Origin of the sequence: Sphingobium agrisoli (genome assembly GCF_041877245.1) — a bacterium.
Taxonomy (GTDB): domain Bacteria; phylum Pseudomonadota; class Alphaproteobacteria; order Sphingomonadales; family Sphingomonadaceae; genus Sphingobium.
The window spans coordinates 161224-185530 of sequence record NZ_JBHDJI010000005.1 but is presented as its reverse complement, the minus strand read 5'-3'; the positions used below and the strand labels follow the sequence as shown (position 1 = coordinate 185530).

General features: G+C 60.9%; 20 protein-coding genes. 15 read left to right on the top strand and 5 right to left on the bottom strand.

The features are described 5' to 3' along the window. The first annotated feature begins 16 nt into the window (after nt 1–16). Nucleotides 17–751: an alpha/beta fold hydrolase gene (locus ACETPF_RS10755; protein WP_373934468.1), complete on the top strand. Its 735-nt coding sequence runs from the start codon at nt 17–19 to the stop codon at nt 749–751. A 54-nt stretch (nt 752–805) separates the two neighbouring features. Here the strand turns inward: ACETPF_RS10755 and ACETPF_RS10750 are convergent, their stop codons facing one another. Further along, entirely contained in the window at nt 806–2302 is a 1497-nt protein-coding gene (locus ACETPF_RS10750) for a class I adenylate-forming enzyme family protein (RefSeq protein ID WP_373934467.1), read from the bottom strand. Between the two features lie 63 nt (nt 2303–2365). Here ACETPF_RS10750 and ACETPF_RS10745 point away from each other — a divergent pair, with 63 nt between their 5' ends. Both ACETPF_RS10745 and ACETPF_RS10740 read left to right on the top strand, forming a co-directional pair. Continuing rightward, nucleotides 2366–2605, top strand: coding sequence for a hypothetical protein (locus ACETPF_RS10745; protein WP_373934466.1), 240 nt, complete (start codon nt 2366–2368; stop codon nt 2603–2605). 39 nt (nt 2606–2644) lie between these two features. Beyond that, on the top strand, nt 2645–3817 hold the full coding sequence (locus tag ACETPF_RS10740; RefSeq protein ID WP_373934465.1) for a thiolase family protein: 1173 nt from the start codon (nt 2645–2647) through the stop codon (nt 3815–3817). 23 nt (nt 3818–3840) lie between these two features. Here the strand turns inward: ACETPF_RS10740 and ACETPF_RS10735 are convergent, their stop codons facing one another. Together ACETPF_RS10735 and ACETPF_RS10730 are read right to left on the bottom strand one after the other, a co-directional pair. Further along, nucleotides 3841–4644: an SDR family oxidoreductase gene (locus ACETPF_RS10735; RefSeq protein WP_373934464.1), complete on the bottom strand. Its 804-nt coding sequence runs from the start codon at nt 4642–4644 to the stop codon at nt 3841–3843. An 86-nt stretch (nt 4645–4730) separates the two neighbouring features. Continuing rightward, nucleotides 4731–5747: an enoyl-CoA hydratase/isomerase family protein gene (locus ACETPF_RS10730; RefSeq protein WP_373934463.1), complete on the bottom strand. Its 1017-nt coding sequence runs from the start codon at nt 5745–5747 to the stop codon at nt 4731–4733. A gap of 146 nt (nt 5748–5893) precedes the next feature. On the opposite strand from ACETPF_RS10730, the gene ACETPF_RS10725 reads away from it, so the two are divergent. Both ACETPF_RS10725 and ACETPF_RS10720 read left to right on the top strand, forming a co-directional pair. Continuing rightward, nucleotides 5894–7957 carry a 3-hydroxyacyl-CoA dehydrogenase NAD-binding domain-containing protein gene (locus ACETPF_RS10725; protein ID WP_373934462.1) on the top strand — a complete coding sequence of 688 codons (2064 nt, stop codon included), beginning with the start codon at nt 5894–5896 and terminating at the stop codon, nt 7955–7957. A 59-nt stretch (nt 7958–8016) separates the two neighbouring features. Beyond that, nucleotides 8017–9270, top strand: coding sequence for an acetyl-CoA C-acetyltransferase (locus tag ACETPF_RS10720; protein WP_373934461.1), 1254 nt, complete (start codon nt 8017–8019; stop codon nt 9268–9270). Nucleotides 9271–9412: 142 nt separating this feature from the next. On the opposite strand, the gene ACETPF_RS10715 is transcribed toward ACETPF_RS10720, so the two are convergent. Then, nucleotides 9413–10120, bottom strand: a complete 708-nt coding sequence (locus ACETPF_RS10715; protein ID WP_373934460.1) for a TetR/AcrR family transcriptional regulator — start codon at nt 10118–10120, stop codon at nt 9413–9415. A gap of 144 nt (nt 10121–10264) precedes the next feature. On the opposite strand from ACETPF_RS10715, the gene ACETPF_RS10710 reads away from it, so the two are divergent. From ACETPF_RS10710 to ACETPF_RS10675, 8 genes are all read left to right on the top strand, one after another. Next, nucleotides 10265–11059, top strand: coding sequence for an enoyl-CoA hydratase-related protein (locus ACETPF_RS10710; RefSeq protein ID WP_373934459.1), 795 nt, complete (start codon nt 10265–10267; stop codon nt 11057–11059). Nucleotides 11060–11096: 37 nt separating this feature from the next. Further along, nucleotides 11097–12182 (top strand): acyl-CoA dehydrogenase family protein, encoded by a 1086-nt coding sequence (locus ACETPF_RS10705; RefSeq protein WP_373934458.1) that lies wholly within the window; start codon nt 11097–11099, stop codon nt 12180–12182. Continuing rightward, complete coding sequence (locus tag ACETPF_RS10700; RefSeq protein ID WP_373934457.1) at nt 12179–12949, top strand: enoyl-CoA hydratase/isomerase family protein; 771 nt, start codon at nt 12179–12181, stop codon at nt 12947–12949. Before ACETPF_RS10705 ends, ACETPF_RS10700 begins: the two co-directional genes overlap by 4 nt. Nucleotides 12950–12956: 7 nt before the next feature. After that, a complete protein-coding gene (locus tag ACETPF_RS10695) occupies nt 12957–14114 on the top strand; it encodes an acyl-CoA dehydrogenase family protein (protein ID WP_373934456.1) in 1158 nt (385 codons plus the stop codon). Nucleotides 14115–14119: 5 nt separating this feature from the next. Further along, a complete protein-coding gene (locus ACETPF_RS10690; RefSeq protein WP_373934455.1) occupies nt 14120–15661 on the top strand; it encodes an AMP-binding protein in 1542 nt (513 codons plus the stop codon). Nucleotides 15662–15755: 94 nt separating this feature from the next. Further along, nucleotides 15756–16922, top strand: coding sequence for an acyl-CoA dehydrogenase family protein (locus ACETPF_RS10685; RefSeq protein WP_373934454.1), 1167 nt, complete (start codon nt 15756–15758; stop codon nt 16920–16922). Between the two features lie 59 nt (nt 16923–16981). After that, nucleotides 16982–17818, top strand: a complete 837-nt coding sequence (locus ACETPF_RS10680) for a TetR/AcrR family transcriptional regulator (protein WP_373934543.1) — start codon at nt 16982–16984, stop codon at nt 17816–17818. A gap of 263 nt (nt 17819–18081) precedes the next feature. Next, on the top strand, nt 18082–19230 hold the full coding sequence (locus ACETPF_RS10675) for an epoxide hydrolase family protein (protein WP_373934453.1): 1149 nt from the start codon (nt 18082–18084) through the stop codon (nt 19228–19230). A gap of 25 nt (nt 19231–19255) precedes the next feature. Here ACETPF_RS10675 and ACETPF_RS10670 read toward each other — a convergent pair whose 3' ends face one another. Further along, nucleotides 19256–20482: a cytochrome P450 gene (locus ACETPF_RS10670; RefSeq protein ID WP_373934452.1), complete on the bottom strand. Its 1227-nt coding sequence runs from the start codon at nt 20480–20482 to the stop codon at nt 19256–19258. A gap of 172 nt (nt 20483–20654) precedes the next feature. On the opposite strand from ACETPF_RS10670, the gene ACETPF_RS10665 reads away from it, so the two are divergent. Both ACETPF_RS10665 and ACETPF_RS10660 read left to right on the top strand, forming a co-directional pair. Beyond that, nucleotides 20655–21764 carry an amidohydrolase family protein gene (locus ACETPF_RS10665; protein ID WP_373934451.1) on the top strand — a complete coding sequence of 370 codons (1110 nt, stop codon included), beginning with the start codon at nt 20655–20657 and terminating at the stop codon, nt 21762–21764. A 68-nt stretch (nt 21765–21832) separates the two neighbouring features. Beyond that, nucleotides 21833–24247: a CaiB/BaiF CoA-transferase family protein gene (locus ACETPF_RS10660; RefSeq protein WP_373934450.1), complete on the top strand. Its 2415-nt coding sequence runs from the start codon at nt 21833–21835 to the stop codon at nt 24245–24247. Nucleotides 24248–24307 lie beyond the last annotated feature (60 nt).

Below are 24307 nucleotides of genomic sequence, written 5' to 3'. Positions count from 1 at the left end.
CATATCTAGAGACATCGTGCTGGTTCATGGCGGCGGCCAAGGGAGTTGGATCTGGGACGAGATGGTTGCCGCGATCCGGCTCGTTGCGTCGGACGAAGTCGGTCGCGTGATCGCGCTCGACGTTCCAGGATGCGGGGCAAAACGCGAGCGCGACACCTCTGGGCTGAGCACGCCGGAGGTGATCGCCGAGCTGATCGCCGAACTCGAGGCGATGAATGTTCAGGATTCCCTGCTGGTCGGCCACTCCATGGCGGGAACCCTGCTGCCCGGCATGATCGCCGCTGCGCCCGGCCGTTTTGCCCGAGCGGTCTACTTCACTTGCGCTGCTCCGGCACAAGGACAGACCATCAGCCAAATGATGGGGAACCGACGGCAAGGGGACGACGAGGCGGCGGTGGGCTGGCCGGTGGATCCGGCCTCGACCACGCCGACCGAGCTGTTCCGGGCAGCATTCTGCAATGACATGGACTCTGAAACCTCCGACCGCTTCCTGGCCCGGCTGTTTCAGGATAACTGGCCCGCAGCCTGCGGCGATAGCTGGGCGCAGTGGGAATATGATGCCGCCCGCTCAATCCCGGCGACCTATGTGATTGCGCTGACTGACCGCATCCTCACCGTGCCATGGCAGCGCCGTTTCGCCGAGCGGTTGCATGCAGAACGCATCCGGTACCTCGATTCAGGCCACCAAGGGATGAATACCTGCCCGTTTTCCTTGGCAGAGATCCTGATCGCAGAAGCACGGCACGGCTGATGAATGCGGCTTTTGGAGAAGGCGGCTGCAAATACTGCGTCGCCCTCTCTCCTATCAGGCCGGGAAAAGTGTCTTGACGTTGCGCCGCAGCAATTTGCCCATTTCGTTGTATGGCAGGGTGTCGACGAACTGCAGGTGCTCCGGCACACGCGAGGAGCGCAGCTTGCGTCGCACCAGGTCGCGCAATGCGTCAGGATCGACGTTCGAGCCAGCGGTGCGAACAACCGCAGCAGCGACGGTCTCGCCCCATTCGACCGATGGCACCCCGACCACGGCGACATCGGCCACGCCCTCGACTTCGCGCAACACCGCTTCGATCTCGCCGGGCGAAATGTTCTCGCCGCCCCGCACGATCACATCATCGATCCGGCCGGCGAGAAACAGAAATCCTTCATCGTCGAGGAAACCGGAATCTCGGGTAGGGAACCAGCCTTCCTCGTCGGTAAGCTTGCGTCCCTGGTACTCGCCGGAAACCTGCGGGCCGCGTACGAAGACCTCGCCAAGCTCATTGGGCCCGACGACGCGCCCATCCTCGTCGCGAATCTCGACTTCGACCGTCGGCAGCGGCTTCCCAACCGAATCAAGACGACGGGACACCAACGGATCGGGGTGACCATGTGCGGTGCGGTGATCCTCCGGTCCCAGCAATGCGATTGTCGAACTTGTCTCCGTAAGGCCGTAAGCATTGGTGAACGCGACATGCGGGAAGAGGTCCAGCGCACGCTGGACGACCGGCAAGGGCATTTTGCCGCCGCCGAAAGCGAGAGAGCGCAGAGCCCCGAACTGCGGCGGCTGGCCGGTCTCATCGATGTGCGCGATAATGCGGGTGAGCATCGTGGGCACAACAAAGGCGCTCGTCACGCTCTGCTCGGCGCAGCGCTGAATCCATTCCGCCGGGCTGAACTGGGGGAGCTGTACGATCCGCCGCATGGCATAGATCGAGCTGAGAACCGCCGACATCCCGGCGACGTGATATGGCGGGACAGACACGAGGGTTGCTTCGTCTTCTTCGGCCGAGCAGAACTCTACCGTTCCAAGAATATAGCCCAGCATGTTTTGATTGCGCAGCAAGGCAGCCTTGGGTTCGCCGGTCGTGCCGCTGGTGAAGAGCTGCACGGCAATCCCCTCTTCGTCCTGGGGCGCTTCCCAGTCGCGTGGCTCGTCCGTGATTACGTTCGCGAGAAAGGCAGTCGCAGATTGGAGCACGCGGGTCGCACCATCGGGGATCGTGGCCAGCTTGTCCTGATCGGCAATAAGGAAGACGGGCTTGAGCCGTTCGATCAATCGATTCGTTTCCGCTGTCGTCAGGCGGTAGTTGAGCGGGGCGAACGGCTTCCCGGCCAGCGCGGCCCCGAAGAGGGCGATCACAGTCGCCGGACTGCTTTCGCCCAGATAGCCCACGTAATCGGCCCCGCTTGCAGCAATTTGCGCAGCAGCCGCCTGAGCCGAGGCATAAAGCCGACCGTAGCTGTAGTGGTCAGAGCCATTGGTAAGGGCGATCCGATCCGGAAAGGTGTCGGCTGCCATTTGTAGGACCAGTGAAATATTCATGTCGTCACGCCAGTTTGTCGAGAAACAGGTGCCGGAAGCGGGTCACAGGAACCCCCGGCAAGCTTGGATGATTTTGACGTCCCGCTGGGGCAAGGATCGTCAGGCGCTTGGCAAGTTGAGAATCGCTTCCTCGTCCATTCCCGAAATCCTCAATTCTCATCGGACCAAAAAGTGGGGCGAGCGGCCAGCTCCATTCCGGCGAACGGCTTGATCGCGCCTTTTGGCATTGCCCAACCCCTATCCGTCATCGCGCCTTACTTCATGGCTTGCACAGGTGAAGGAAAGCGTCATATCGGTATTTGACACAACTGTCATGTCCTATTGTCTAGTGAGAGGCCACTTATGCCAACCCCGGTCATCGTCAGCGCAGTGCGCACCGCCGTCGCGACAGCCCGCAAGGGAACGCTTGCCAACACCAGCGCTGAACAGCTCGCCGCAACGGTGCTTGCGGCGGCCATCGATCGTGCCGGGATTTCGCCGGATCTTGTCGACGACGTCATCTTTGCCGAATCTCTTTACGGTGGCGGGGCTGTCGCGCGGCATGCGGCTGTCGAACTAGGAATTTTCCAGACCGGCGGAATGGCGATCAACCGCCATTGCGCCGGCAGTCTGACTGCTGTCGGCCTGGCGGCGGCGCAGGTACTGAGCGGGATGGAACGGATCATCGTGGCGGGTGGCGTACAGTCGATGTCGACGGCGCCGATCATGCGCCGGCGGATTCCGGGGACCGAGGAGTTTCAGGAATTCTGGATGCCGCCGACCCATCCGGCCACGGAAGACGCGCCCAATGTCGACATGTCGATCACGGTCGGCTGGAACACTGCCAAAGCGGCCGGGCTGACGCGAGAGGACATGGATGCCTGGGCGCTGCGTTCCCACCAGCGGGCGATCGCAGCGATCGACGCAGGTCACTTCAATGACGAGATTGTCCCGGTCGATGCGCTGCAAATGGACGGCTCCACGGTTCGGTTCGAAGTCGACGAGCACCCCCGTCGCGACAGTTCCGCCGAACGGTTGGCGAGCCTGAAGGTGATCCACCCCGAGATTGAGGGCTTCTCGATTACGGCCGGCAATTCCAGCGGTGTGAACGATGCAGCCTCGGCCTTGACCGTCACGCGCTCGGACATCGCCGAAGGAATGGGCCTCTCGCCGCTTGCCAAGGTCATCGGCTGGACGGCACGCGGTGCCGCACCCCGTGACACAGGTCTCGCGGCGATCGAGACGATCCGCAAGTTGCTGGACCGGACTGACCGCAAGGTTTCAGACATTGCGGTGTGGGAAATCAACGAGGCTTTTGCTGCGGTCCCGCTTGCAGCATGTCGTATGCTCGACATTGAAGAGGAGCGGGTCAATGTCTCGGGAAGCGGCTGTTCGATCGGCCATCCCGTCGCCGCGTCTGGCGGGCGCATGCTCGCCACTCTGATCAATGATCTCAAGCGCCGTGGCGGCGGCCTTGGAGTTGCAGCGATGTGCGCCGGAGGCGGCCAAGGCGGTGCTGTGCTGATCGAGGTGTAACCCTCGCTTCCGGGCGTCCTGCATCATGGCGCCCGGGAGAATGCCTCAAGCACGGGCGCGATCCGGCGTTCCACTTCTCCCCGGCGTTTTGCGTGAGTCACCACGTGAAGATGATTGTGACGGATCGCCTCGACTACGAGGTCGCCGACAATTTCGGGGGCCATCGGCTCAGGTGATGCGGCAGTTATGGCTGTCCCGATCGCTGAAGACATGTGCACTCCAGCCAGCTCGCTGCTTTCCGCGATGCGCGTGTTGATCCGTCCTGGGCAAAGCACTGAAACGCCGACACCTGCAGGAGCGAGTTCTGCTGCCAGAACTTCGCTTAGGCCCACAACGCCGAACATTGCTGCCGTGTAGGCACCCAATCGCGCGCCAGACGTCAGCCCGGCCATCGAGGCTGTGTTGACCACATGGCCACGACCGCGGGCACGCAGTCCGGGTACGAATTCGCGAATACCGTTGTATGTGCCAGTCAACTTGATCTCGACTACGCGATCGAAATGCTCCGGTGACATCTCGTCCAGCGCAGTGAAATCAGGGCCGATACCCGCATTATTGACCAGAATGTCGACCTCTCCCAGTTCCCTTTCAACGTGCGTGCGCGCAGCATGCCAGCCTGTTCGATCAACCACGTCCAAGGGAATGCCGATTGCGGCCTCGCCAAGTCCCTCAACGGCTTGCGTCAACCATTCGGAATTCAGGTCTGCCAACGCGACCCTGGCACCTTCGCGAACCAGAGATCGGGCGATAGCAAGACCGATTCCGCTCGCGCCTCCGGTGATGAATGCGATGGCACCTGAGAACTGAAAAGGCGTCTGCTCGTTCATCTATCCTGCTCCCTGGGACAGGACCTGTCGTTTGCCCCGTGCCGTGTCCACCGTCCAAGACCTTTGCGGTCGTCAAATGTTCTTGCTCAATCATCGATTCCGTCGATCAGACCCCACTGCAGGGCGGTACGGGCGCTGATCCTCGCACCTGTGAGCATCATCCAAGCCGCACCCTGACGACCGATCCGGCGGGTGACGCTGACACAGCCGCCCGCTCCCGGGATCAGGCCCATCCCGGTCTCGGGCAGGCGCAGGAACGTCGACGGCGTAGCGGTGACCCTACCGCCAAAAGCCGCAATCTCCACGCCTGCGCCCACGCAGGCGCCATGCAGGTGGAAGTGGTATTTTGCGCCATGCGCAGCAAGCATGCGGGCAGGCAGCCGCTCGGTCCGGATGAAGTGGCCAGAAATTCCGCTGGAAACCTTTCCGAACTCGCTCAGCGCTCCTCCTATGCTGAAGCTATCGCCGTTGCCGCGAACATGAATCCGTTCGATCCCTTCATCGAGCGCGCCGACGGTGAATGCTTCGAACAATGCATCGCGCATCTCGACGTCGATCTCGTTGCGCGCAGCGGGCCGGTTCAACACAATATCCATTTCCGCTCCCCTGCGACTTAGCAATACGGGGGGGGCTGGCTGCGGGGAAGCCACAGCGGTCGCGGCTCCACCCGGCGAAGCTTTGACTTGGCGGGTCTCCAGCCAACGATGGAATTCCTCGCCCTGCTGGAGTGCCGCAAAGGCAAGCGATTCGACAACGAGGCCTGCCGACAGTGGCAGGCCTTCGATCACGCGCAAGGCTTGGACGAGAACAGTGGTGGAGACAGGGTTACGAGCCACAACCGCTGCTATGCGGTCGAGGTCTTGCGGGTTTGAGACCGACAAATCGAACCCCCGCAATCGCATGGGAGTAGAGGTCAGGGCGAGCGACGGGCAAGGCAAGGCCAGCAACCACGCTTCGGCTGCCTGCGCCGCAGATTCGGGATTTCCGGCAAAGTTCGTGAAGTCGACGGTGAGAAGGGTGCCAGGAGCAATCCCCAGTGCCAATGGATCCATACGGACGAGAGGGCCGGAGAGGTCTTCGGGAGCCAATTCCATGTTTTCCATCCTGCCATGGTCCGTTGATTGACGCCACCCAGACATCACCTGACTTGACGGTCTAGTCAAATTTGTTATCGCAGAGACCACAAGTCGTGGGTCCTGGGCCAAGCCCGTTGATCGCAGCGATCGTGACCCAGCAGCGGGAGCATGGAATGACCAGTGTTGGCAGCTATACGGTAGATGATGGTATCGGGATAATCACTATCGATTCCCCGCCGGTCAATGCGCTCAGCCACCGTGTGCGTGTCGCACTGGACGATGGTTTCCGGCTTTTTGCCAATGATCCCGACGTGCACGGCATCGTGCTGATCTGTGCCGGGCGGACATTCATTGCCGGCGCTGACATCACGGAACTCGGCAAGCCCATTCTCGAGCCGACCCTTCGCGAGGTCGTCGATCTGATCGAACAGGGGGCGAAGCCGGTGGTTGCTGCCATCCATGGCACGGCGCTCGGCGGCGGCTATGAGATGGCCCTGATCTGCCACTATCGCGTTGCTGTTCCCAGCGCGCAGGTCGGCCTGCCGGAAGTGAAGCTCGGGCTTCTTCCCGGGGGTGGCGGCACGCAGCGGCTGCCGAGGCTGGTGGGGCCGGAGATCGCCCTGGATGTGATCATCAAAGGCGATCCTGTGCCTGCACCCGAGGCACTGCGGTTGGGCATGATCGACGCCCTGGCGGAAGAAGGCCAGTTGCTGGAGGGTGCGCTAGTATTCATCCGGAAAGTGATCGCAGAAGGGCAGCCTTTGCAGCGGGTGCGTGACCGCACGGACAAGACGGGTCCGTACCGCGGCAACAGCAACCTGTTCGACCAGTTCCGCAGCAAGAATGCCCACGCAATGCGAGGCTTTCTTGCGCCGGAGAACAACATCAAGGCCATCGAAGCGGCGGTTGAGTTGCCGTTCGACGAAGGTATCCGGCGCGAGCACGAACTGTTCACCGAATTGCTCCAGTCCCCACAGTCCGCCGCGCAGCGCTACTATTTCTTTGCCGAGCGGGAAGCGGCAAAGGTTGCCGATATTCCGGCAAGCACTCCGGTGCGTCCGGTCAAAACGGTTGGCATCGTGGGTGCTGGCACGATGGGCAGTGGCATTGCGATGTGCTTCCTCAATGCCGGCATCCCCGTCACGCTCGTCGACATGTCGGCGGAGAATCTGGGGAGGGGACTGGCGACAATCCGTCGAACCTACGAATCCAGCGTGGCACGTGGCAAGCTATCCCGAGACAAGGCTGATCAGCGCTTGGCTCTCGTGACCGGAGCGGTCGGACTGGATGAATTGCGGACCGCCGATCTGGTGATCGAGGCCGTGTTCGAGCAAATGGAATTGAAGCGCGAGATATTTGCCAAACTCGATGAGATCGTCCGTCCTGAAGCCATTCTCGCCACTAACACGTCGTTCCTGTCGATTGACGAGATTGCCTCTGCCACCAGCCGGCCGGAGCGGGTTCTTGGGCTGCACTTCTTCTCACCCGCGAACGTCATGCGCCTGCTTGAGGTAGTCCGAGGCGCCGCGACTGATTTGGATGTCGTCGCGACTGGGATGAAGTTGGCCAAGACGCTCCGCAAGGTGCCCGTGCTTTCGCGGGTTGGCCCCGGCTTCATTGCCAACCGCGTCATGGCGCCACGCAGCCGCCAGGCCGAGACGCTTCTGCTCGCGGGAGCAACCCCGGCGCAGGTGGATTCGGCATTGTACGATTTCGGTTTTCCCATGGGTCCATTCCAGATGCTCGATCTGGCTGGTCTGGATGTGACCGGACGCGGCGGCGCAGAGCGAACGCTACGCGGCGATTTCGTGTCCCGCGGTCGCCTTGGCCAGAAGCAGAACGGCGGATTTTACGATTATGACGCCGATCGCAAGCCTTCGGCATCGGCAGAAGCAGCCCAGATCATTGCGGAGTACGCGCGTTTGCGCGGTGTTCCGCAAACGGGCGCCGGCTCTTCGGAAGAGATCGTCGCCGATCTGCTCTATCCTGTCGTCAACGAAGGCGCGAAACTTCTCGAGGAAGGCATTGCCGCGCGAGCATCCGATATCGATGTTGCCTGCATCCTCGGATATGGTTGGCCGGTCTACACCGGCGGCCCGATGTTCTGGGGTGATACGGTTGGTCTCGACAAGATCGTAGGCCGATTGCAGGAACTCGCCGAGGTCCATGGCCCTGACTTCGCGCCTGCCAAACTGTTGCTCGACAAGGTGGCCTCAGGTGGATCCTTTACCCGCTGATCGTAGTCGCCCGTTTTGATGCACCTGACACTGAATGGCCCATTTTTGGAGGAATTAGTATGGCCGAGGCCTACATCATCGACGCAGTGCGGACGCCTCGCGGCATTGGAAAGGTGGGCAAGGGCAAGCTTGCCCACCTGCACCCCCAGTACCTTGCTGCAACCGTGATGAAAGCGCTGAAGGACCGGAACAACCTCAAGACCGAAGAGGTTGATGACGTCATCTGGTCGGTCTGCACGCAGGTGCGCACGCAAGGCAGCGACCTGGGCCGCATGGCAGCGCTGGACGCCGGTTACGATGTGCGTGCCTCCGGCGTGACGCTCAACCGGTTCTGCGGAGGCGGGATCACTGCAGTCAATCTGGCGGCCGCCCAGATCATGGCCGGCATGGAGGACTGCATCGTCGCCGGTGGGACCGAGATGATGTCGTTCACCAACACCCAGGCGCGCGAGGAACAGGCCGCCGGGTTCGAGCCCTTGGGTATTGGCGCGGGCAATGCCCGACTCCAGGCCGTGCACCCGCAATCGAACCAAGGGGTTGCGGCCGATGCCATCGCCACAATCGAAGGCTTCACGCGCGAGGAGCTCGACCGGGCAGGGGTGATAAGCCAGGAAAGGGCGGCGATCGCCATAGCAGAAGGGCGGTTTGCACGGTCGATAGTGCCGGTCGTCGACGATGACGGGCAAGTCGTTCTGGACAAGGACGAATATCCTCGACCGGGCACCACCCTGGAAGATCTTGGAGCACTCAAGCCTGCCTTCTCCGCAGTGATCGACCAACCGATGAACAAGAGCGGGGAAACCTTCCGCCAAGCTATCAACCGCCGCTATCCGGACGTGGACATCCAGAACTTCCATCACGCGGGCAACTCCTCAGGCGTGGTTGACGGTGCGGCAGGAGTGCTGCTCGCATCCAGGGACTACGCCGACAAAATGGGTTGGCAACCGCGCGCGCGGATCGTCGCTACCGCCAATGTGGGGGATGACCCGACGTTAATGCTCAACGCCCCTGTCGCGGCGGCACGCAAGGTGCTGGCGCGAGCCGGGCTGACGGTGGATGATATCGACCTTTTCGAGATCAACGAGGCATTTGCGGTAGTGTCCGAAAAGTTCATTCGTGACCTCGGCCTTGACCGCGAAAAGGTCAACGTCAACGGCGGTGCCATTGCCTTGGGGCACCCGATCGGCGCCACCGGTGCGATACTGATCGGCACCATTCTCGATGAACTGGAACGGACCGGCAAACAGCGGGGGCTGGTCACGATGTGCGCTGCAGGCGGAATGGCCCCGGCCATCATCATCGAGCGCTGCTAACTTCCATCCCAGTGGGCGGATCCGGTCAGGCGTTGGTCATGCGGCCTTTCCACCTGACTGGTCCCGGAAGTAGCGCATCTTGTGCCGCAGCCAGCCTTCGACCTATGAAATTCGGCGGGTCAGACCGGACAGCAGGCGTTCGTCAGATTGCGAGAGTCGCTTCGATCATGATCGCGAGATTGCGCAGGACATCGCCTCGTTCATAGGGCGTGACGGTCAGCCACCAGTGGTACCAGAAACGGTCCAGCATGGATCGCAAAGCGAGGCTGCGGATCAGCAGGTCAGACTGGGTGCCCTTCGCGCCGAGCAGCCGGAGCGAATCAGCCAGGATGCGTGAAGACCTCTGGGTGCCTTCCATGCCGAGCTTTCGCAATTCCGGATCTTTGAGCGCTGCTTGTTGCCACGTCAGAATGTAACCGCCGTCACGCTCCAGAAAGCCGAAGTATTCACCGATCCACGCCTCGATCCCTGGGCGCAGATTCCCTCGGTCAATCTCGCCCAACTGCTTGAAGATCGCGCAACTGGTATCGCGGGCGTCCGCGCCCGCCACGATCATGATTTCGGTCTTGGAAGAGAAGTAGGTATAGAACGAGGCCCGCGAGACTGCAGCGGCATCCGCGATGTTGTCGATCGTGGTGGCGGCATAGCCGTATTCCAGAAACAGCGCCTTGGCCGTGTTGACGAGCAACTCCTTGGTCTGGAGGGCCCGCTTGCGAAGCGGCACGTGGGATGACCGATGGTTGGGGAGCTTGCGCTTACCTCGTTCCGACGTGCTTGAAGTCGGCTTCGGATTTTCGGTCGCACCGATCACGGATTCCTGGTGGGCGGTGTCGAGCAATTTTTTGGCCATAATGGCTAGGCATTGGCAGGGTGGTCGGACGGTGACAAGATCATAGTTGGCCGGAGACTGTTCCAGTTGCTCGCCGCGTCCTGCATTAGCGGATTGACGAAGGTGTCAAAAAGTGTTTGGAGGGGTGGCATTCGGGAGATAGCCATGGATTTCAATCGCTACAAGCATGTGCGTTTTGAGCGGCGCGGGCGCGTCATCGTCGTTGCGCTGTCTCGGCCGGACCAGATGAACGCCGTGTCGGGCGATATGCACCGGGAACTCGCCCCACTGTTTGCCGATCTCGCGCATGATCCCGATTCGGACGTCATTGTGCTGACCGGCGACGGACGGGCCTTCAGCGCTGGCGGCGACTTCGATTTGCTGCTCCAGCAGAATGAGGATCCGTCGATGTTGCCGGCCGCGGTGGCGGAGGCCAAGCAGGTCGTGTTCAGCATGCTTGAGTGCAACAAGCCGATTGTCGGCCGGATTAATGGCGATGCCGTCGGGCTTGGATGTACCTTGGCGCTGCTATGCGACGTCATCGTGGCTACGGAAACGGCGCGATTCGGTGATCCGCACGTCAAGGTAGGGCTTACTGCGGGCGATGGCGGTGGTATCATCTGGCCGCAACTGGTTGGGTTCGCCCGTGCCAAGCAGTATCTGCTCACTGGAGATCTGCTGGATGCGCGTGAGGCCGAGCGGATCGGGTTGATCAATTTCGCGGTCCCAGCTGACGAGCTTGACGAGGTGGCTTTCCGTTGGGCCGATCGTCTTGCCCGCTCGCCGCAGCTGGCCCTGCGGACGACCAAGACTATCATCAACATGGAACTCAAGCGAATTGCCCACGCTCAGATGGATGCGGGCATGGCTTATGAGGCGATGACCATGGGCAGCGCAGACCTGCGCGAGGCGATCGACGCAATAAAGTCTCGCCGAAAGCCGAACTTCACAGGGCGGTGAACTGATGGGAATAGCTCAAAGGATCGCGGCAACAGGCATGACCGCCGAAGATCCGGAACTGATCGAGGCAGTACGCGACAGTGTACGTGCGTTTGCCAGAACGAGACCGGCACATGACAGTGCAGTAGATCGAGCCGAGGAGTGGCGGCAGATAGCTGAAGCCGGCTGGCTGGGGTTGCTGGCCGACGAAGCGGTCGGCGGATCAGCCCTTTCGGTCGAAATCATGGCTGCACTGCACGAAGAACTGGGTCGCGGCGGGGTGACGCGGCCCTACTCGGCTGTGGCGACCTTGTCCCTGATTGCGCTGGATCAGTGCGCCGAAGGAACATTGCGCGATGCGGTTCTGAGCGGACTGGTGGAGGGGAAGGCCTGTCCCGTCCTCTGCTGGCAGGAGAAACCCGGTCAGGATGAGCGGACGCTCCCGCTGGTGGCATTAGGTGAAGGTCCGATTGCGTTCACCCGTGTCCTGATCGATCTGGCTGACTTGGCGACGCATCTTTGCATTCCCGCCGAACGCGATGGAGCGCCGGGGCTGATCGTACTTGAACGGAACCATCCGGGAGTGTCCCTGAGTCTGGTTCCGGGCCTGTCAGGCAGTGAAGTCGGGCATCTGGCCTTTGAAGGGGGAGTTCCTGACGGGGCGTTTCTGCCGTTCATCATTGCCGATGCGTTGGCTCCCGCCTTTCGGCTGACGCGGATTGCGGCCGCCGCGCAGTTGTCAGGGCTGTGCGCCCAGATCAATGCCATGACTGCCGACTATGCCGGGCAGCGCGTGCAGTTCGGGAAGGCAATCGCCACAAATCAGGTCGTGCAGCATCGCCTGGTTGACATGTGGATGGAACAGACCCTCGCAGCAGCTGCGGTGGCGCATGCGGCCCGCTCGTGCGGTGCCGAACAAGAGGCGGAGCTTTCCAGTCTCGCAGCCAAGGCGCGCGCCTGGCAAGCGGGAGATGTCGTGACGCGGGGCGCTTTCCAACTCCACGGCGCGATCGGCTACACCGGCGAATACCCACTGGGGGCAATGGTGCGCGGTTGTCTGGCGCTTATGGCCTGGCTTGGCGGTGCAAACACGCTGCGCCGTCGTTTCGTCGCGATCGAGCGGGAACGAAGGCAAGCAGCATGAACGAGCCGATTGATCTCGCAATCAGCAATCACGTGGCCACGGTCACCCTGAACGCGCCACCGGTAAATGCGCAGAACGCAGCCTTCATGGATGCATTGATTGCTGCGTTTGATCGTATCAGCGACGACCCCGAGGTGCGTTGCGTGATCCTTACCGGTGCCGGCAAGGTGTTTTCCGCAGGTGCCGACCTCAAGAGCCGGATCAAGGGCAGCCCCGAACCTGGTGTGCAATGGGCACATTTGCGCCGCGTCCGCGAAACTTTCTACGCCGTCATGGAATGCCGCAAGCCGGTCATCGCAGCGGTCAATGGTCCAGCCTTGGGGGCAGGCCTCGCCTTGGTTGCTTCATGTGACATCCTGCTGGTGTCCGAGACAGCAAGCTTCGGGCTGCCCGAGATAAACGTCGGCCTCATGGGCGGGGCCCGCCATGCGCTGCGGCTATTTGGCCATTCCCTTGCCCGCCGAATGGTTCTTACTGGCTATCGTGTTCCGGGGCCGGAACTGTTTCGCCTGGGCATTGTCGAGGCTTGCCTGCCGCCGGACGAGCTCATGGTCGCGGCGCGCAACATGGCTGAGGACATCGCGAGCAAGAGCCCTCATGCAATTCGCCTGGCCAAGCGTACGCTTGGGGCTATCGAAAATCTTTCCCTGCGCGATGGCTATCGTTTCGAGCAGAACATGACGGTGGAATATTCCACTCACCCGGACTCCCGTGAATCGATGCTTGGCTTCATCGAAAAGCGCGAGGACCGCAATTTCGCGGATTGACCGAACAATGACCGACCACGTCGACTATGCCGCAATGGACCCAGCAGCGTTCAGGCTGATGGTCCGTGAATGGATCCAGGCCAATTATCCTGAAGACAAGCGCTATATCGTCCGCCGGATGGGTATGGATGAGATCGGCGACTGGGTGCGGGCGCTTGGCGAGAAGGGCTGGCTGGCACCGAGCTGGCCACGCGAGTGGGGTGGAATGGGTCTGCCCATCAGGCAGCAGATCATCTTCATGGAGGAAATGGCGCGTCACGGCTGCGCGCGTTTTCCCGATCAGGCGCTCAACTTGGTGGGGCCGCTGCTTATGGCCTTCGGCACTCCCGAGCAGAAGGCGCGCCACCTCCATCGCATCGCCCGCGGAGAGGAAATCTGGTGCCAGGGCTATTCAGAACCCGTCGCTGGGTCGGACCTTGCATCATTGCAATGCAAGGCTGTTCGTGATGGCGACAGCTTCGTGGTTACGGGCGAAAAGACCTGGACCACCCTGGCGTTCTGTGCCGACTGGATATTCACTCTGGTACGTACCGACAACTCCGGTCGCAAGCAGGAGGGTATAAGCATCCTGCTGATCGACCTGACCTCGCCGGGTGTTACGGTCCGACCAATCGAAAGCTTCACCGGTGAGCGCGAGTTCGCGCAGGTTGTCTTCGACAACGTGCGCGTGCCCATCGCCAACCTTGTTGGCGATGTGAACCGTGGATGGGACATGGCAAAGTCCGTCCTGGGTCATGAGCGCGTGATGGTGGGGGCACCAATCATCCCGATGATGGCATTGGGCCAGCTCGAAGACTTGATGGAGCAGATCGGAGCGTTTGATGATGCCGCGGCGCTTGATCGCTACGCTGCTCTCCGCCTTGACCTGCACGATCTGACAACGATGTTCGAAGAGTATGTCCACAGGATCGAGGACGGAAAGCCAATCGGCAGCGACGTTTCGTTGCTCAAGATCCGTGCTACGGAACTCTACGCCGCAATATCCGAGGAAATCCTCCTGCTGGCTGGCGATCGCGCGTTGATAGCCCAACCAATCGTTTTGCCAGGAAACGTGGTGTTTCCGCTCGAAATCTACGCGGCATCGCGTGTTCCGACGATCTACGGCGGTGCGAATGAAGTGCAGCGCAACATGATCGCCAAGTCTGTACTTCGATTGCCGAGCTGACCAGCATGACCATGACCCTGGGCGACATCATTCGCAACAATGCGCGCTGGTATGCTGATCGCCCGGCGGTGGTTTGCGGCGATAATGTGCTGACTCATTCCCAGTTTTCTGATCGGGCGCATCGTCTGGCATCGGGGCTGAGTCTGCTGGGACTGGCCCATCAGGACCGTGTGTGCGTTCTCGCCCAGAATTGCGTCGAGTATCTTGAAGCTTACGGCGCGGCCGAGCTTTCCGGGTTGATACTCGCGACCGTCAATTACCGGCTTGCCGTGCCGGAGATGAACTATATCATCGGAGACGCCGCGCCTCAGGCGTTGATCTTTGAAGCCGCCTATACCGATCATGTCCTGGCGATGCGAGACAGCCTGCCGCGTGAAATCCGGTACATCGTTATCGGTGACGGCCCGGACTGGGCCTTGCCTTATGAAGGTGTCGTGGCGAGCGGAGCGCCCGAGGAGCGTGACTGGGGTGTTTCACCGGACGACATCGCCTACCTGCTTTACACTAGCGGCACCACCGGACGACCGAAAGGCTGCATGCTCGGCCAGAGCAATCAGGTTGCATCGGCGGCGATGACCTCGTTCCACATGCGTTGTGCCTGTGAGGACCGGACGCTGTTGGTCATGCCGCTGTACCATGTCGGCGCCAAGAACATTCAGTTGGCTCAGCATTGGGCCGGTGGCACGGTTTACGTGGAACGGGTGTATCGCCCCGCCGAGGCGTTGGCCACCATTGCGCGTGAACGGATAACAATCGGGCATCTGGCGCCCACGATGGTTCAGATGTTGCTCGATGAGCCTCGTTTCGACGACCATGACCTGTCCAGTCTCCGAATGATCCTGTATTCGGCAGCCCCGATGCCGCTGCCGCTGCTACGCGACGGGATAAGGCGGATCGGGCCGGTGTTTGCGCAGATCTATGGCCAAACCGAAGGTCTTGGGACAATCCTGCCGATCGATCTGCACCGCCCCGATGGCACGGAGGACGATCTGCGCCGACTGGCTTCCGTGGGCCATCCTTATCAGGGTTGCCGCATGCGCGTCGTCGATGAGCATGACCGCCCGCTCGGCGTCGGTGAGGCTGGGGAGCTTTGTGTCCAATCTCCCACCGTCATGCGCGGCTACTGGAACAACGCGGCGGCCACGCTTGACGCACTTCGGGGCGGGTGGCTGCACACGGGGGATGTGGCCACGATCGACCGCGAAGGCTACGTCCACCTCAAAGATCGCAAGAAGGATGTGATCATCTCTGGCGGCGAGAACATTTACTCGCGCGAGGTGGAGGCCGTTATCGCCGAACATCACGACGTTGCAGATGTGGCGGTCGTTGGTGCCAAGGATGCGAAGTGGGGTGAGATTGTCACCGCCTTCGTCGTCTCGCGCTCGGACTCCCTGACCGAAGCCGACATTGTCGCGCACAGCCGGACGTTGATAGCCGGCTACAAGACCCCAAAGCGGGTGATCTTCGTTGACGACATGCCTCGCTTGCCGAGCGGCAAGATCAACAAGCTCGCACTGCGGGCAGGCCTTGAGGCGCTAGTCCAGTAAATTGATTAGCGCGACCGCGATGACTGCGGATCGTTTCTTGACGTATGCGTCAAATTCTGCGATTTCCGCGTAAGCTGCAGCTATGGTGAATTGTATGACCTTCGACAGGACCGAAGAACTCGACCTCTACCGTGACAGCATTCGCAAGTTTTTGGAACGCGAATGCCCGGTCGAGAAAATTGCGGTATGGGAACGTGAGGATCGCGTTCCTCGAGAACTGCTGAAGGGCATGGCGGATCTGGGTGTTCTGGGCCTGACCACGCCGGAGCAGTATGGCGGCAGCGGTACCGACGTGATCGTCATGACCGTCGTCATGGAAGAGCTTGCCGCACGCTGGAGCGGCTTGGCGAGCCTTTATAATATGAGCGTCGGCTATGGCAGCCTCAATCTCGTTTACAAGGCGTCCGAAGCGCAGAAGCAGCGCTTCCTGCCCGGCCTACTCTCCGGCGAGACGCTGGTCGCTTATGGCTTGTCGGAACCTGAGGTCGGCGGCGACCTTGCTTCGGTACGCACCCGTATGGAGCGTAAGGGTGACAAGGTAGTCGTATCTGGCGCCAAGCGCTGGATCTCCGGGGCCAACGTAGCAGATTACATGCTGACCCTCGTTCGCAGCGGCGATCCGGCTGACCGACACCGGAACCTCTCGTTCGTCATGATTCCCATGGACGCGCCCGGTGTCAGCTACGAGACGACCCGTTGCATGGGAACGCATGGCATCCCCACCAATGACGTGCATCTCGATGATGTCGAGATTGATGCTGACTTGGTCCTCGGCGAAGAGGCTGGATGGAACCAAGGCTGGTCCATGCTGGCAGGCGGTAGCTTGGAGGTGGAAAAGCTGGCGCCGACATTCATAGCGCTTGGCATCGCCAACGCTGCCGTGCAGGAGGCGTGGCAGTACAGTCAGGATCGCTCGCAGTTCGGCAAGCGCATCTGCGGGCATCAGGCGGTGCGACACGTGCTGGCAGATGTCCAGACCAAGCTGAAGGCTTGCCGCCTTATGGCCTATGATGCTGCGGCAAAGGTGCACAACAATGATCCGTCGGCAACCGACACCTGCATGGCAAAGCTGTTTGTTGCGGAAACCGCGCGAGACATCGTGCTGGCTTGCCAGCAGTATGTGATGGGGGCCTACGGCTATGCTGAAGGCTTTCAGATGGAGCGCTATGTGCGCGATATTCTGGCCGTGCCGATCTACGGTGGATCGTCTGCCATCCAGAAGAACAATATCGCCACCTTGATGAAGCTTCCTCGCGAGTAATCCTCCCGAGGTCGCATGCGCTTACTGCCACAGTCCGTAATGCCGAACAGTTGACAATTGTGCACCAAGATGGTCGTGTTGTTGCGCCGGTGACGGCCCGCCTGCCCGCAGCGCGGGCAGTGCCGCCGGAGCCACAGGAACGCAGGCATCTTTGGATGACATCTCGTAAAAGCGAAGATACCAACCGGGATCAGGACCGGGCAGACGAAATTTCGTTCGTGCGACGGGCGAGGGGGACTAACGGAGCCGGGCAAGATGGGCCATCGGTCGGCTCTCGTGCGCTCCGGACGCGTGAGCACCTGATAGCAACTGCTCGTCAGACCTTTCTGCGGCAGGGTTATGATGCAACTTCGATCGAGAGTATAGCTGAAGCGGCAGGCGTATCGCGTTCGTCCGTCTACACGTACTTTTCCTCCAAAAGCGAACTGCTGATGGAGGTCGGGACTTCCGGCATCAGCAACAGCTTTTCGATCCTCAGTTCCCTTGGTGATTTGCCCCGCGACTGGACCTTGGGCGACATCGATGGCTGGGTGCAGAGATACTTCGAATATCTTGAGGATCACGGCGGCTACATGCTCGTCTGGCTGCAGGCGGCGCGTTCTGACGAGCAATTGCGCGAACTGGGTATGCGTGGGTCGATGCGCGCTGCTCGTCTCGCAAGCGATGCCATGCGCAAGATCGGTGCGCCAGATGATAGCGAGCCGCATGTCCAAGGCCTTGCCCTCATGGCCCTGCTGGACCGCTTCTGGTACCACTGGCGGATCACCAAGGCGCCGCTCGAACGAACCGACGTGACCCGCGGCCTTGCGAGGACGATTGCGGGCATGCTGCGCAGCTACGAACCGGTTAGCAAGCCGAAGGCCACCCGCAAAAAGAAAGTGGCGCCCTCCGACTGACCTCTGGATGCGTTGTCCAGGCGGTTTATTGTAATGTCGGCTATTCTTTTGCCGCCTGCGGTATCGCCCGACATGACCGCAGGGCGAGGCAGTGATGCTACGGAAAAGCGAGGTGTCCTGACAAGACGACATGCCGGAGTACCCATTTTCCTGTTAACCATCGCGGCGGTTGCTGCGTTCGCCACAAGGATTCGCGCCCCTGTGCGGCCCCGGCTCGACTTGCGAACGAATGTCAATAGCCTGATCAGGGAATGAGGAAAACCATGAACACGTTGCCCGGCAAGAGCTATACGCTGCAGACCGATCCATCCCTGATCGCGGATGTGAGGGCTAGAGTGGCAACTGCACGCTTTCCGAAGCAGCAGGCGGGGGCCGACTGGGCGACCGGAACGCCGCTTTCGTACATGCAACGGCTGCGCGAATACTGGCTGCACGACTTCGACTGGTCATCATGGGAAGCGAGGATCAACCGCCTTTCGCAGCGAATGGTCGAGGTTGAAGGCGAGACTGTTCACGTTCTGATCGAGCCGGGTTCCGGCACAGATCCCGTTCCGTTGGTCATGACACCGGGGTGGCCGGGCAGCTTTATCGAGTTCATCGACATCATCGATGCTCTGGCCCACCCGGAACGTTACGGCGGGTCAGCGGAACAAGCGTTCACGGTCATTATTCCGAGCCTGCCGGGATACGGATTGTCACCGGCTCCAGCCAAACCCTTGGAGCCGCGGGATATCGCTCGCCTGTGGTCCCGGCTTATGACCGACAGTTTCGGTGTGGATCGCTACCTGGCCTATGGCAGCGACTGGGGTAGCCTCGTGACGGCAACGCTGGCTTTCGAATTCCCCGAGCGGCTTGCGGGAATCATGCTGACGGCATCCGGCGGCACTCCCGATTTTACCTCGGGTGGCCCGATTGCACCCGAGGAACAGGTTTGGCTCGATGGTTTCAGGGCAGCGATGGAGGGTGAAGCCGGTTATCAGGCCATCCAGGGGACCAAGCCCCAGACGCTGGCCTATGCGCAGACTGACTCGCCGATCGGCCTTGCGGCATGGATCGTGGAAAAGTTTCAGTCATGGACTGTGCCCGGAACGCAGGAAGATCCGCCTTTCTCTATGGACGTTCTCCTGGCCAATATCATGCTTTACTGGATCAACGGTTCGTTGGCGCCGAGTTGGCTTTACATGTTCCTCGACAAGGCGCGCGGCCCGCGCCAAGGCAGGGCCAAGGTGCCGGCAGTCTTCATGATCCCGCCACATGATCTGTTTCCGCCAGTTCCGCGTTGCAGCCTCGAACGAAGCTACAATGTGGCGGACTATACCTTGGCGGGTCGAGGTCACTTTCCGGGCATGGACAGCCCAGCCACGCTGGTGGCCGAGCTTCGCCGGATGCTGTTACCCTTGGCGCGCCGCTGATTGCGGCAAAGCCAGGTGGTCCCGTTTATTCGGGACCCCATTCGATCGGCAATGAGTCCACGCCCCACACCCCGACGGTGTGATATGACATGTCCTTCCCGGGGGCGAGACGGATGTTCGGAAATGCAGCCACCACCTCTTCCAGCACAACCTTCATCTCCAGCCGGGCCAAGTGGATGCCGAGGCAATAGTGAATTCCGCCGCCAAACGTCATTCCGCGGTCCTTGCGGTTGAAGTCTATTGCGTGGGGATCCGGATACTTGCGGTCATCGCGGCTGGCCAGCATTGTGGGCAGGTTGACCCAGTCGCCCGCCTTCATCTTGACGCCTTTGAACTCGAAATCCTTGACGACGGTGCGGCGGTTCCGCACTACGCCATAGGCTCGGCAAAGTTCGTCGACTACGTTCATGATGTTCGAAGGATCACTCCGGATCTGGTCCTGAAGGTGAGGCTCCGAGGCCAGGCGATACATATGCCAGCCCATGCTGCCGAGCACCGTGTCGAGACCCGCGGCATAGAGTAACGAACACATGCCTATGATGTCATCGTGTTCCATGGGTTGGCCATTGACCTTGGCGGCGAGGATGCGGCTGATCACGTCATTGCCGGGGTTGGCCTGACGCTCCGCGATGCGCTCTTCCAGGTAATGCACGATGTCCCGCATCGCGCTGCGGCGGATCTCGTTGGTCTCGCCGCGGATCATCGTGGTTTCCCAAGCGAGGAACTGGGCCAGATTGTCGCGGGGAAGGTCGAGCAGATCGAGGAAGATCGTCGTCGGGAAGAAGCGGGCAAAATCCTCGATGTAATCGAAGGACTTGCGGCCCTTGAGGTCGGCGATCAACGATCGGCAGATGTCGCGAATTCCCTGCTCCATGCGCTTGACCGCGCCTGGCTGGAAGAACGGCTGGACAACCTGCCGGAAGCCAAAATGCCGGGGCGGATCAATGGCCTGAGGATTGAATACCCACGGAACGCCCAGCACTTCCGAGAACACGGAATAGAAGTGATCCCGAGCGCTGAAATGCTCTGAATCTAGATAGACAGCCTCGATATCCTCGTGCCGGGTGAGCAGCCATCCACCGACACCGCGGTAACCTCCTGCAGCCCAGACGATATCTGGCCCGTCGTGAAGCCGCGCCGCTGCTTTGTATGGGTCGGCCAGTTCGGCAACGAATTCGTCGATGTCGCGATCCCAGATCAGTTCGCTTGGGACGTGATCGGGAAATCGTGCTGTCATTGTGTTGGCCGTCATTTCCATCTCTCCTTGTAACCCAACCGGGCTCCGTTCGGGCTCGGGGGGGGCGACAACCAAGGGCCGGCCTCCATCAAGCTGCACTTCTGGGGCGCATTTGCTGACTTGACATAACCGTCAAACCGTCCACTATCAAGCCATAAAGCAATCGCAGGTATTTGGGAGCAGCCACATGAAGCCCTTCATTTTCAGCGCTGACAGCCACGTTAGCGAGCCCTCGAATCTCTACCTCGAAGGGCTTCCGACCAATCTGAAGAAGTATGCCTTGGCCAGTAGGCGGGACGGAGATTATCTTCTGGCTGGAACCGAGGAAAAGACGATTTACCGCATGCGGATGGGCAACCATCGTGAATCGCCCCTGGCCAAGGATCGTGCTGGTCTGCGCGATATCGCGGGCAGGTTGAACGACATGGAACATGAAGGCATCGACGCAGAGATCTGTTTCCCGACCCTTGGCCTGTGGCTCTACGCAATCGGCAATGCCGAAGCTGAGGCTGCTTCGGCGCGACTCTACAACGACTGGCACATTGATTTCCTGGGGGGGCATCCCGACCGGTTCGTTCAGTGCGGGATGCTGCCTGTCATCGACTTCTCGGCCACAATCGCAGAACTGGACTATCTTGCTTCCCGCGGGGTTCGTTCGGCGATGCTTCCCGCCGTCACCCCTCCCGGCTGCCCGAAGTACAACGATCCCGTGTGGGATCCGGTTTTTGCGCGCGCGGGTGAACTCGGCATCGTGTTCGTCATGCACACCGGCACCGGGATGGAAAGCGTCACGTCCGAACGCGGCCCTGGCGCAGCTATCATCAATTACTCAAGCCAGGCAATGGATGCGCAGCTTACGGCAATGTATCTGATTGCTGGCGGCGTGCTCGACCGCAACCCGAACGCAAAGGTCGCATTCATCGAAAGCGGCGCCAGCTGGCTGGTGGCTCTGGGTGAGCGGATGGACGAAGTTGCGCAGGCGCACGAGGTGTTCGTGCGGCCCAAGCTTTCGCGGTTGCCCAGCCAGATCATCGACGATCAGATCTGGGCCGCGTTCCAGCATGACCGCGCGTGCGTTGTTGCCGCTGGCATGGGTCTGCCGGGTGCGAAGAACGTGATGTGGGGGTCCGATTACCCCCACGCGGAAGGAACCTGGCCGATTAGCCGTAATCTGGTCGACAGCTTTCTGAACGACCCTCATCTTGATCGCCAAGCCGTGCAGGACTGCTTCGGGCTGAATGCAGCACGCTTGTTTGGCATCACCCCGCAGGTGCATACCAGCGCTCTGGCAGCCTGATAAGTCGGCGCCAACCGACACGCCATCGCCAAATTGTACCTATCGGGAGCAGCGCCTTGCCGACGCCTTTGAATGACGAACTCATCGTAGCACATCTGGGCACCGGCATCGCCAGTGCATACTGTACCAAGCTGCTGGTCGATGGCGGAGCATTGGCAGTCTGGGTTGAAGGACCGGAGGGTGATCCGCTTCGCCGTCGCTCGGCCAGCGGCAGCAAGGTGGACCCTGTCGCCGGGGGGCCGCTGTTCCAGTTCCTTGCCGCCTCGGCCGAGGGGCTGGTGGTCGATCCCGCAATTTCAGAAGACCGGGCGAGGTTGTGGGATTTGCTCGCGCAGACCGACGTGGTGGTTTGGAGCCCTGATGGTCCGATCACTGCCTTGGACGAGTTCGCTCCGGCTGAAATAAGAAAGCGTTGTCCCAGGGCGATCGTTGTTGCCATTACGCCCTTCGGCTTGGCCGGGTCTGCCAAGCCGGCAACCGAATTCACTCTTCAGGCTATGGCAGGGGGCTGGATCGGGCGCGGCAACGCCGATCGTGAGCCACTTGCCGCGGGCGGGGATCATGGCGATTGGGCGGTCTCCGTGTTTGCGGCCAACGGCGCCCTCGCTGCCTGGTTCAGGTCCCGGGACAGCGGGGTCGGGGAGTTGATCGACGTTTCGGTCCTTGATGCCATGCATCTGACCCAGTCGTTCTTCGCCGCAACGTTCGAGGGGGGGGCAGGTCGGCCCTACCGCACGGTCCGCTCACCTACCGTGCCGCTAAACCATCCGACTTTGGATGGCTTTGTCGGGTTCCAGATCACGACCGGGCAGCAGTGGCTCGACTTCTGCATCATGGTAGAGCGTCCCGACTGGGCAGAAGACAAGGCGCTCTCCAGATTTGAAACCCGCGCGAACCGCGTGGCAGAGTTGACACAAGTTGTCGACGCCTGGACGAGCGAGCGAACAACTGCGGAAGTCGTCGAACTCGCTTCGCTGTTCCGTTTGCCAGTTGCTCCAATCAATGATGGACGTTCGATTGCCGAGTTCGAACAGGTTGCTGCCCGTGGATGGGTGGCGACCAACCCTGTATCCGGGGTTTCTCAGCCCGCCCCGCCATACTTTTTCAACGGCGACATCGGACCCCGCCAGCCGGGACCAGCTCCTCGGCTCGACCCTGCTCACATACCGAATCTACCACCACGAACCAAACGAGCGCCTGTGGCAGGAAGCACGGCCAAGCTGCCGTTTGAAGGCCTGCGTGTGGTTGATTTCACCGCCTTCTGGGCAGGTCCGATTATCGCTCATTTTTTCGCGATCTTCGGCGCCGATGTGATCCACGTCGAGTCAATCCAGCGGCCTGACGGGATCCGCGCTGCGACGATTCGGCACGATATGAGCGAAGGATGGTGGGAAGCCTCTCCATTCTTTGCCGGAACGAACACCAACAAGCGCGACCTGACGCTGGACATGAGCCGCCCCGAAGCGCGCGAGCTAGCCATGCAACTGGTCGCCCAATCTGACGTCCTGGTCGAGAACTTCAGCTCGCGTGTGATGCAGAATTGGGGGCTCACATACGAAAAACTGCGCGAAATCAATCCTCGCCTGATTATGGTCCGAGCTTCCGGGTTCGGCAATTCAGGGCCGTGGAAAGATCATGTGGCTTACGCCACGACGGTTGAGCAGGCTTCGGGTCTCGCATGGGTCACAGGCTATGCCGACGATCGACCGGAAATCACCGGCGGTGCATGCGATCCTATCGCTGGCTCGCATGCCGCGTACGCAATTATGCTTGCCCTGGCGGCGCGCGAACGCACGGGCGAAGGCATGCTGCTGGAGACCCCGCAGTTTACGACCGGCTTCAATCTCAGCGCCGAACAACTGATCGAATATTCCGCCAATCGCGTTGTTCTCGGGCGGAACGGCAACCGGTCATGGGTCCATGCACCGCAAGGTGCCTACCGGGCGGCCGACTGGGACCCACCCTATGCCACCATGCCTAAGGATGATTGGGTAGCAGTCAGCGTAACTTCACCCAGGGAATGGGCTTCACTCTGCGAAGTCATCGGTGCAGCCGAGCTTGCCGCTGACCCGGAACTGGCAACGCCTCAGGGACGGATGCAGCGCCACGACGAGATCGATCGGGCAATCGCCGCATGGGTGCGCCCGCTGCCGGCCGACGAGGCCGTTGCGATACTGGTCAAGGCTGGCGTACCGGCGTCCCGCTTCGCTACCCAGGCCGGGTTGCACCTGCTTCCCGACGTGGTCGCTCGTGATCTTTACGAGCAAGTCGACCAACCGGTTCTTGGGATGGTCCCGATCGTCGGATATCCTGCACGTTTCGAACATGGGCCGGATCGTATCCATCGCAGTCCGGCGCCAACGCTCGGCCAGCACAACTTTGAGATCCTCACAGAACTGCTTGGCGTGAGCGAGAAAGACGTGGCGCGGCTGGAGGCGGAGAACCTCATCGGCACCCGTCCACGGATGGGAACCGCTTGGTAACACCAGAAGCGGACATTGGTTGACGCTGTCAGCCGCGGAGTGTCGACGCCTCGCCATAAG

Bases quoted from the DNA above. Each gene is read 5' to 3' on its own strand.
- ACETPF_RS10720 (WP_373934461.1), top strand. From the start codon at position 8,017: ATGGCCGAGGCCTACATCATCGACGCAGTGCGGACGCCTCGCGGCATT.
- ACETPF_RS10675 (WP_373934453.1), top strand. From the start codon at position 18,082: ATGAACACGTTGCCCGGCAAGAGCTATACGCTGCAGACCGATCCATCC.
- ACETPF_RS10725 (WP_373934462.1), top strand. From the start codon at position 5,894: ATGACCAGTGTTGGCAGCTATACGGTAGATGATGGTATCGGGATAATC.
- ACETPF_RS10705 (WP_373934458.1), top strand. From the start codon at position 11,097: ATGACCGCCGAAGATCCGGAACTGATCGAGGCAGTACGCGACAGTGTA.
- ACETPF_RS10710 (WP_373934459.1), top strand. From the start codon at position 10,265: ATGGATTTCAATCGCTACAAGCATGTGCGTTTTGAGCGGCGCGGGCGC.
- ACETPF_RS10695 (WP_373934456.1), top strand. From the start codon at position 12,957: ATGACCGACCACGTCGACTATGCCGCAATGGACCCAGCAGCGTTCAGG.
- ACETPF_RS10665 (WP_373934451.1), top strand. From the start codon at position 20,655: ATGAAGCCCTTCATTTTCAGCGCTGACAGCCACGTTAGCGAGCCCTCG.
- ACETPF_RS10740 (WP_373934465.1), top strand. From the start codon at position 2,645: ATGCCAACCCCGGTCATCGTCAGCGCAGTGCGCACCGCCGTCGCGACA.
- ACETPF_RS10685 (WP_373934454.1), top strand. From the start codon at position 15,756: ATGACCTTCGACAGGACCGAAGAACTCGACCTCTACCGTGACAGCATT.
- ACETPF_RS10690 (WP_373934455.1), top strand. From the start codon at position 14,120: ATGACCATGACCCTGGGCGACATCATTCGCAACAATGCGCGCTGGTAT.
- ACETPF_RS10670 (WP_373934452.1), bottom strand. From the start codon at position 20,482: ATGACGGCCAACACAATGACAGCACGATTTCCCGATCACGTCCCAAGC.
- ACETPF_RS10715 (WP_373934460.1), bottom strand. From the start codon at position 10,120: ATGGCCAAAAAATTGCTCGACACCGCCCACCAGGAATCCGTGATCGGT.
- ACETPF_RS10735 (WP_373934464.1), bottom strand. From the start codon at position 4,644: ATGAACGAGCAGACGCCTTTTCAGTTCTCAGGTGCCATCGCATTCATC.
- ACETPF_RS10700 (WP_373934457.1), top strand. From the start codon at position 12,179: ATGAACGAGCCGATTGATCTCGCAATCAGCAATCACGTGGCCACGGTC.
- ACETPF_RS10730 (WP_373934463.1), bottom strand. From the start codon at position 5,747: ATGGAAAACATGGAATTGGCTCCCGAAGACCTCTCCGGCCCTCTCGTC.
- ACETPF_RS10750 (WP_373934467.1), bottom strand. From the start codon at position 2,302: ATGAATATTTCACTGGTCCTACAAATGGCAGCCGACACCTTTCCGGAT.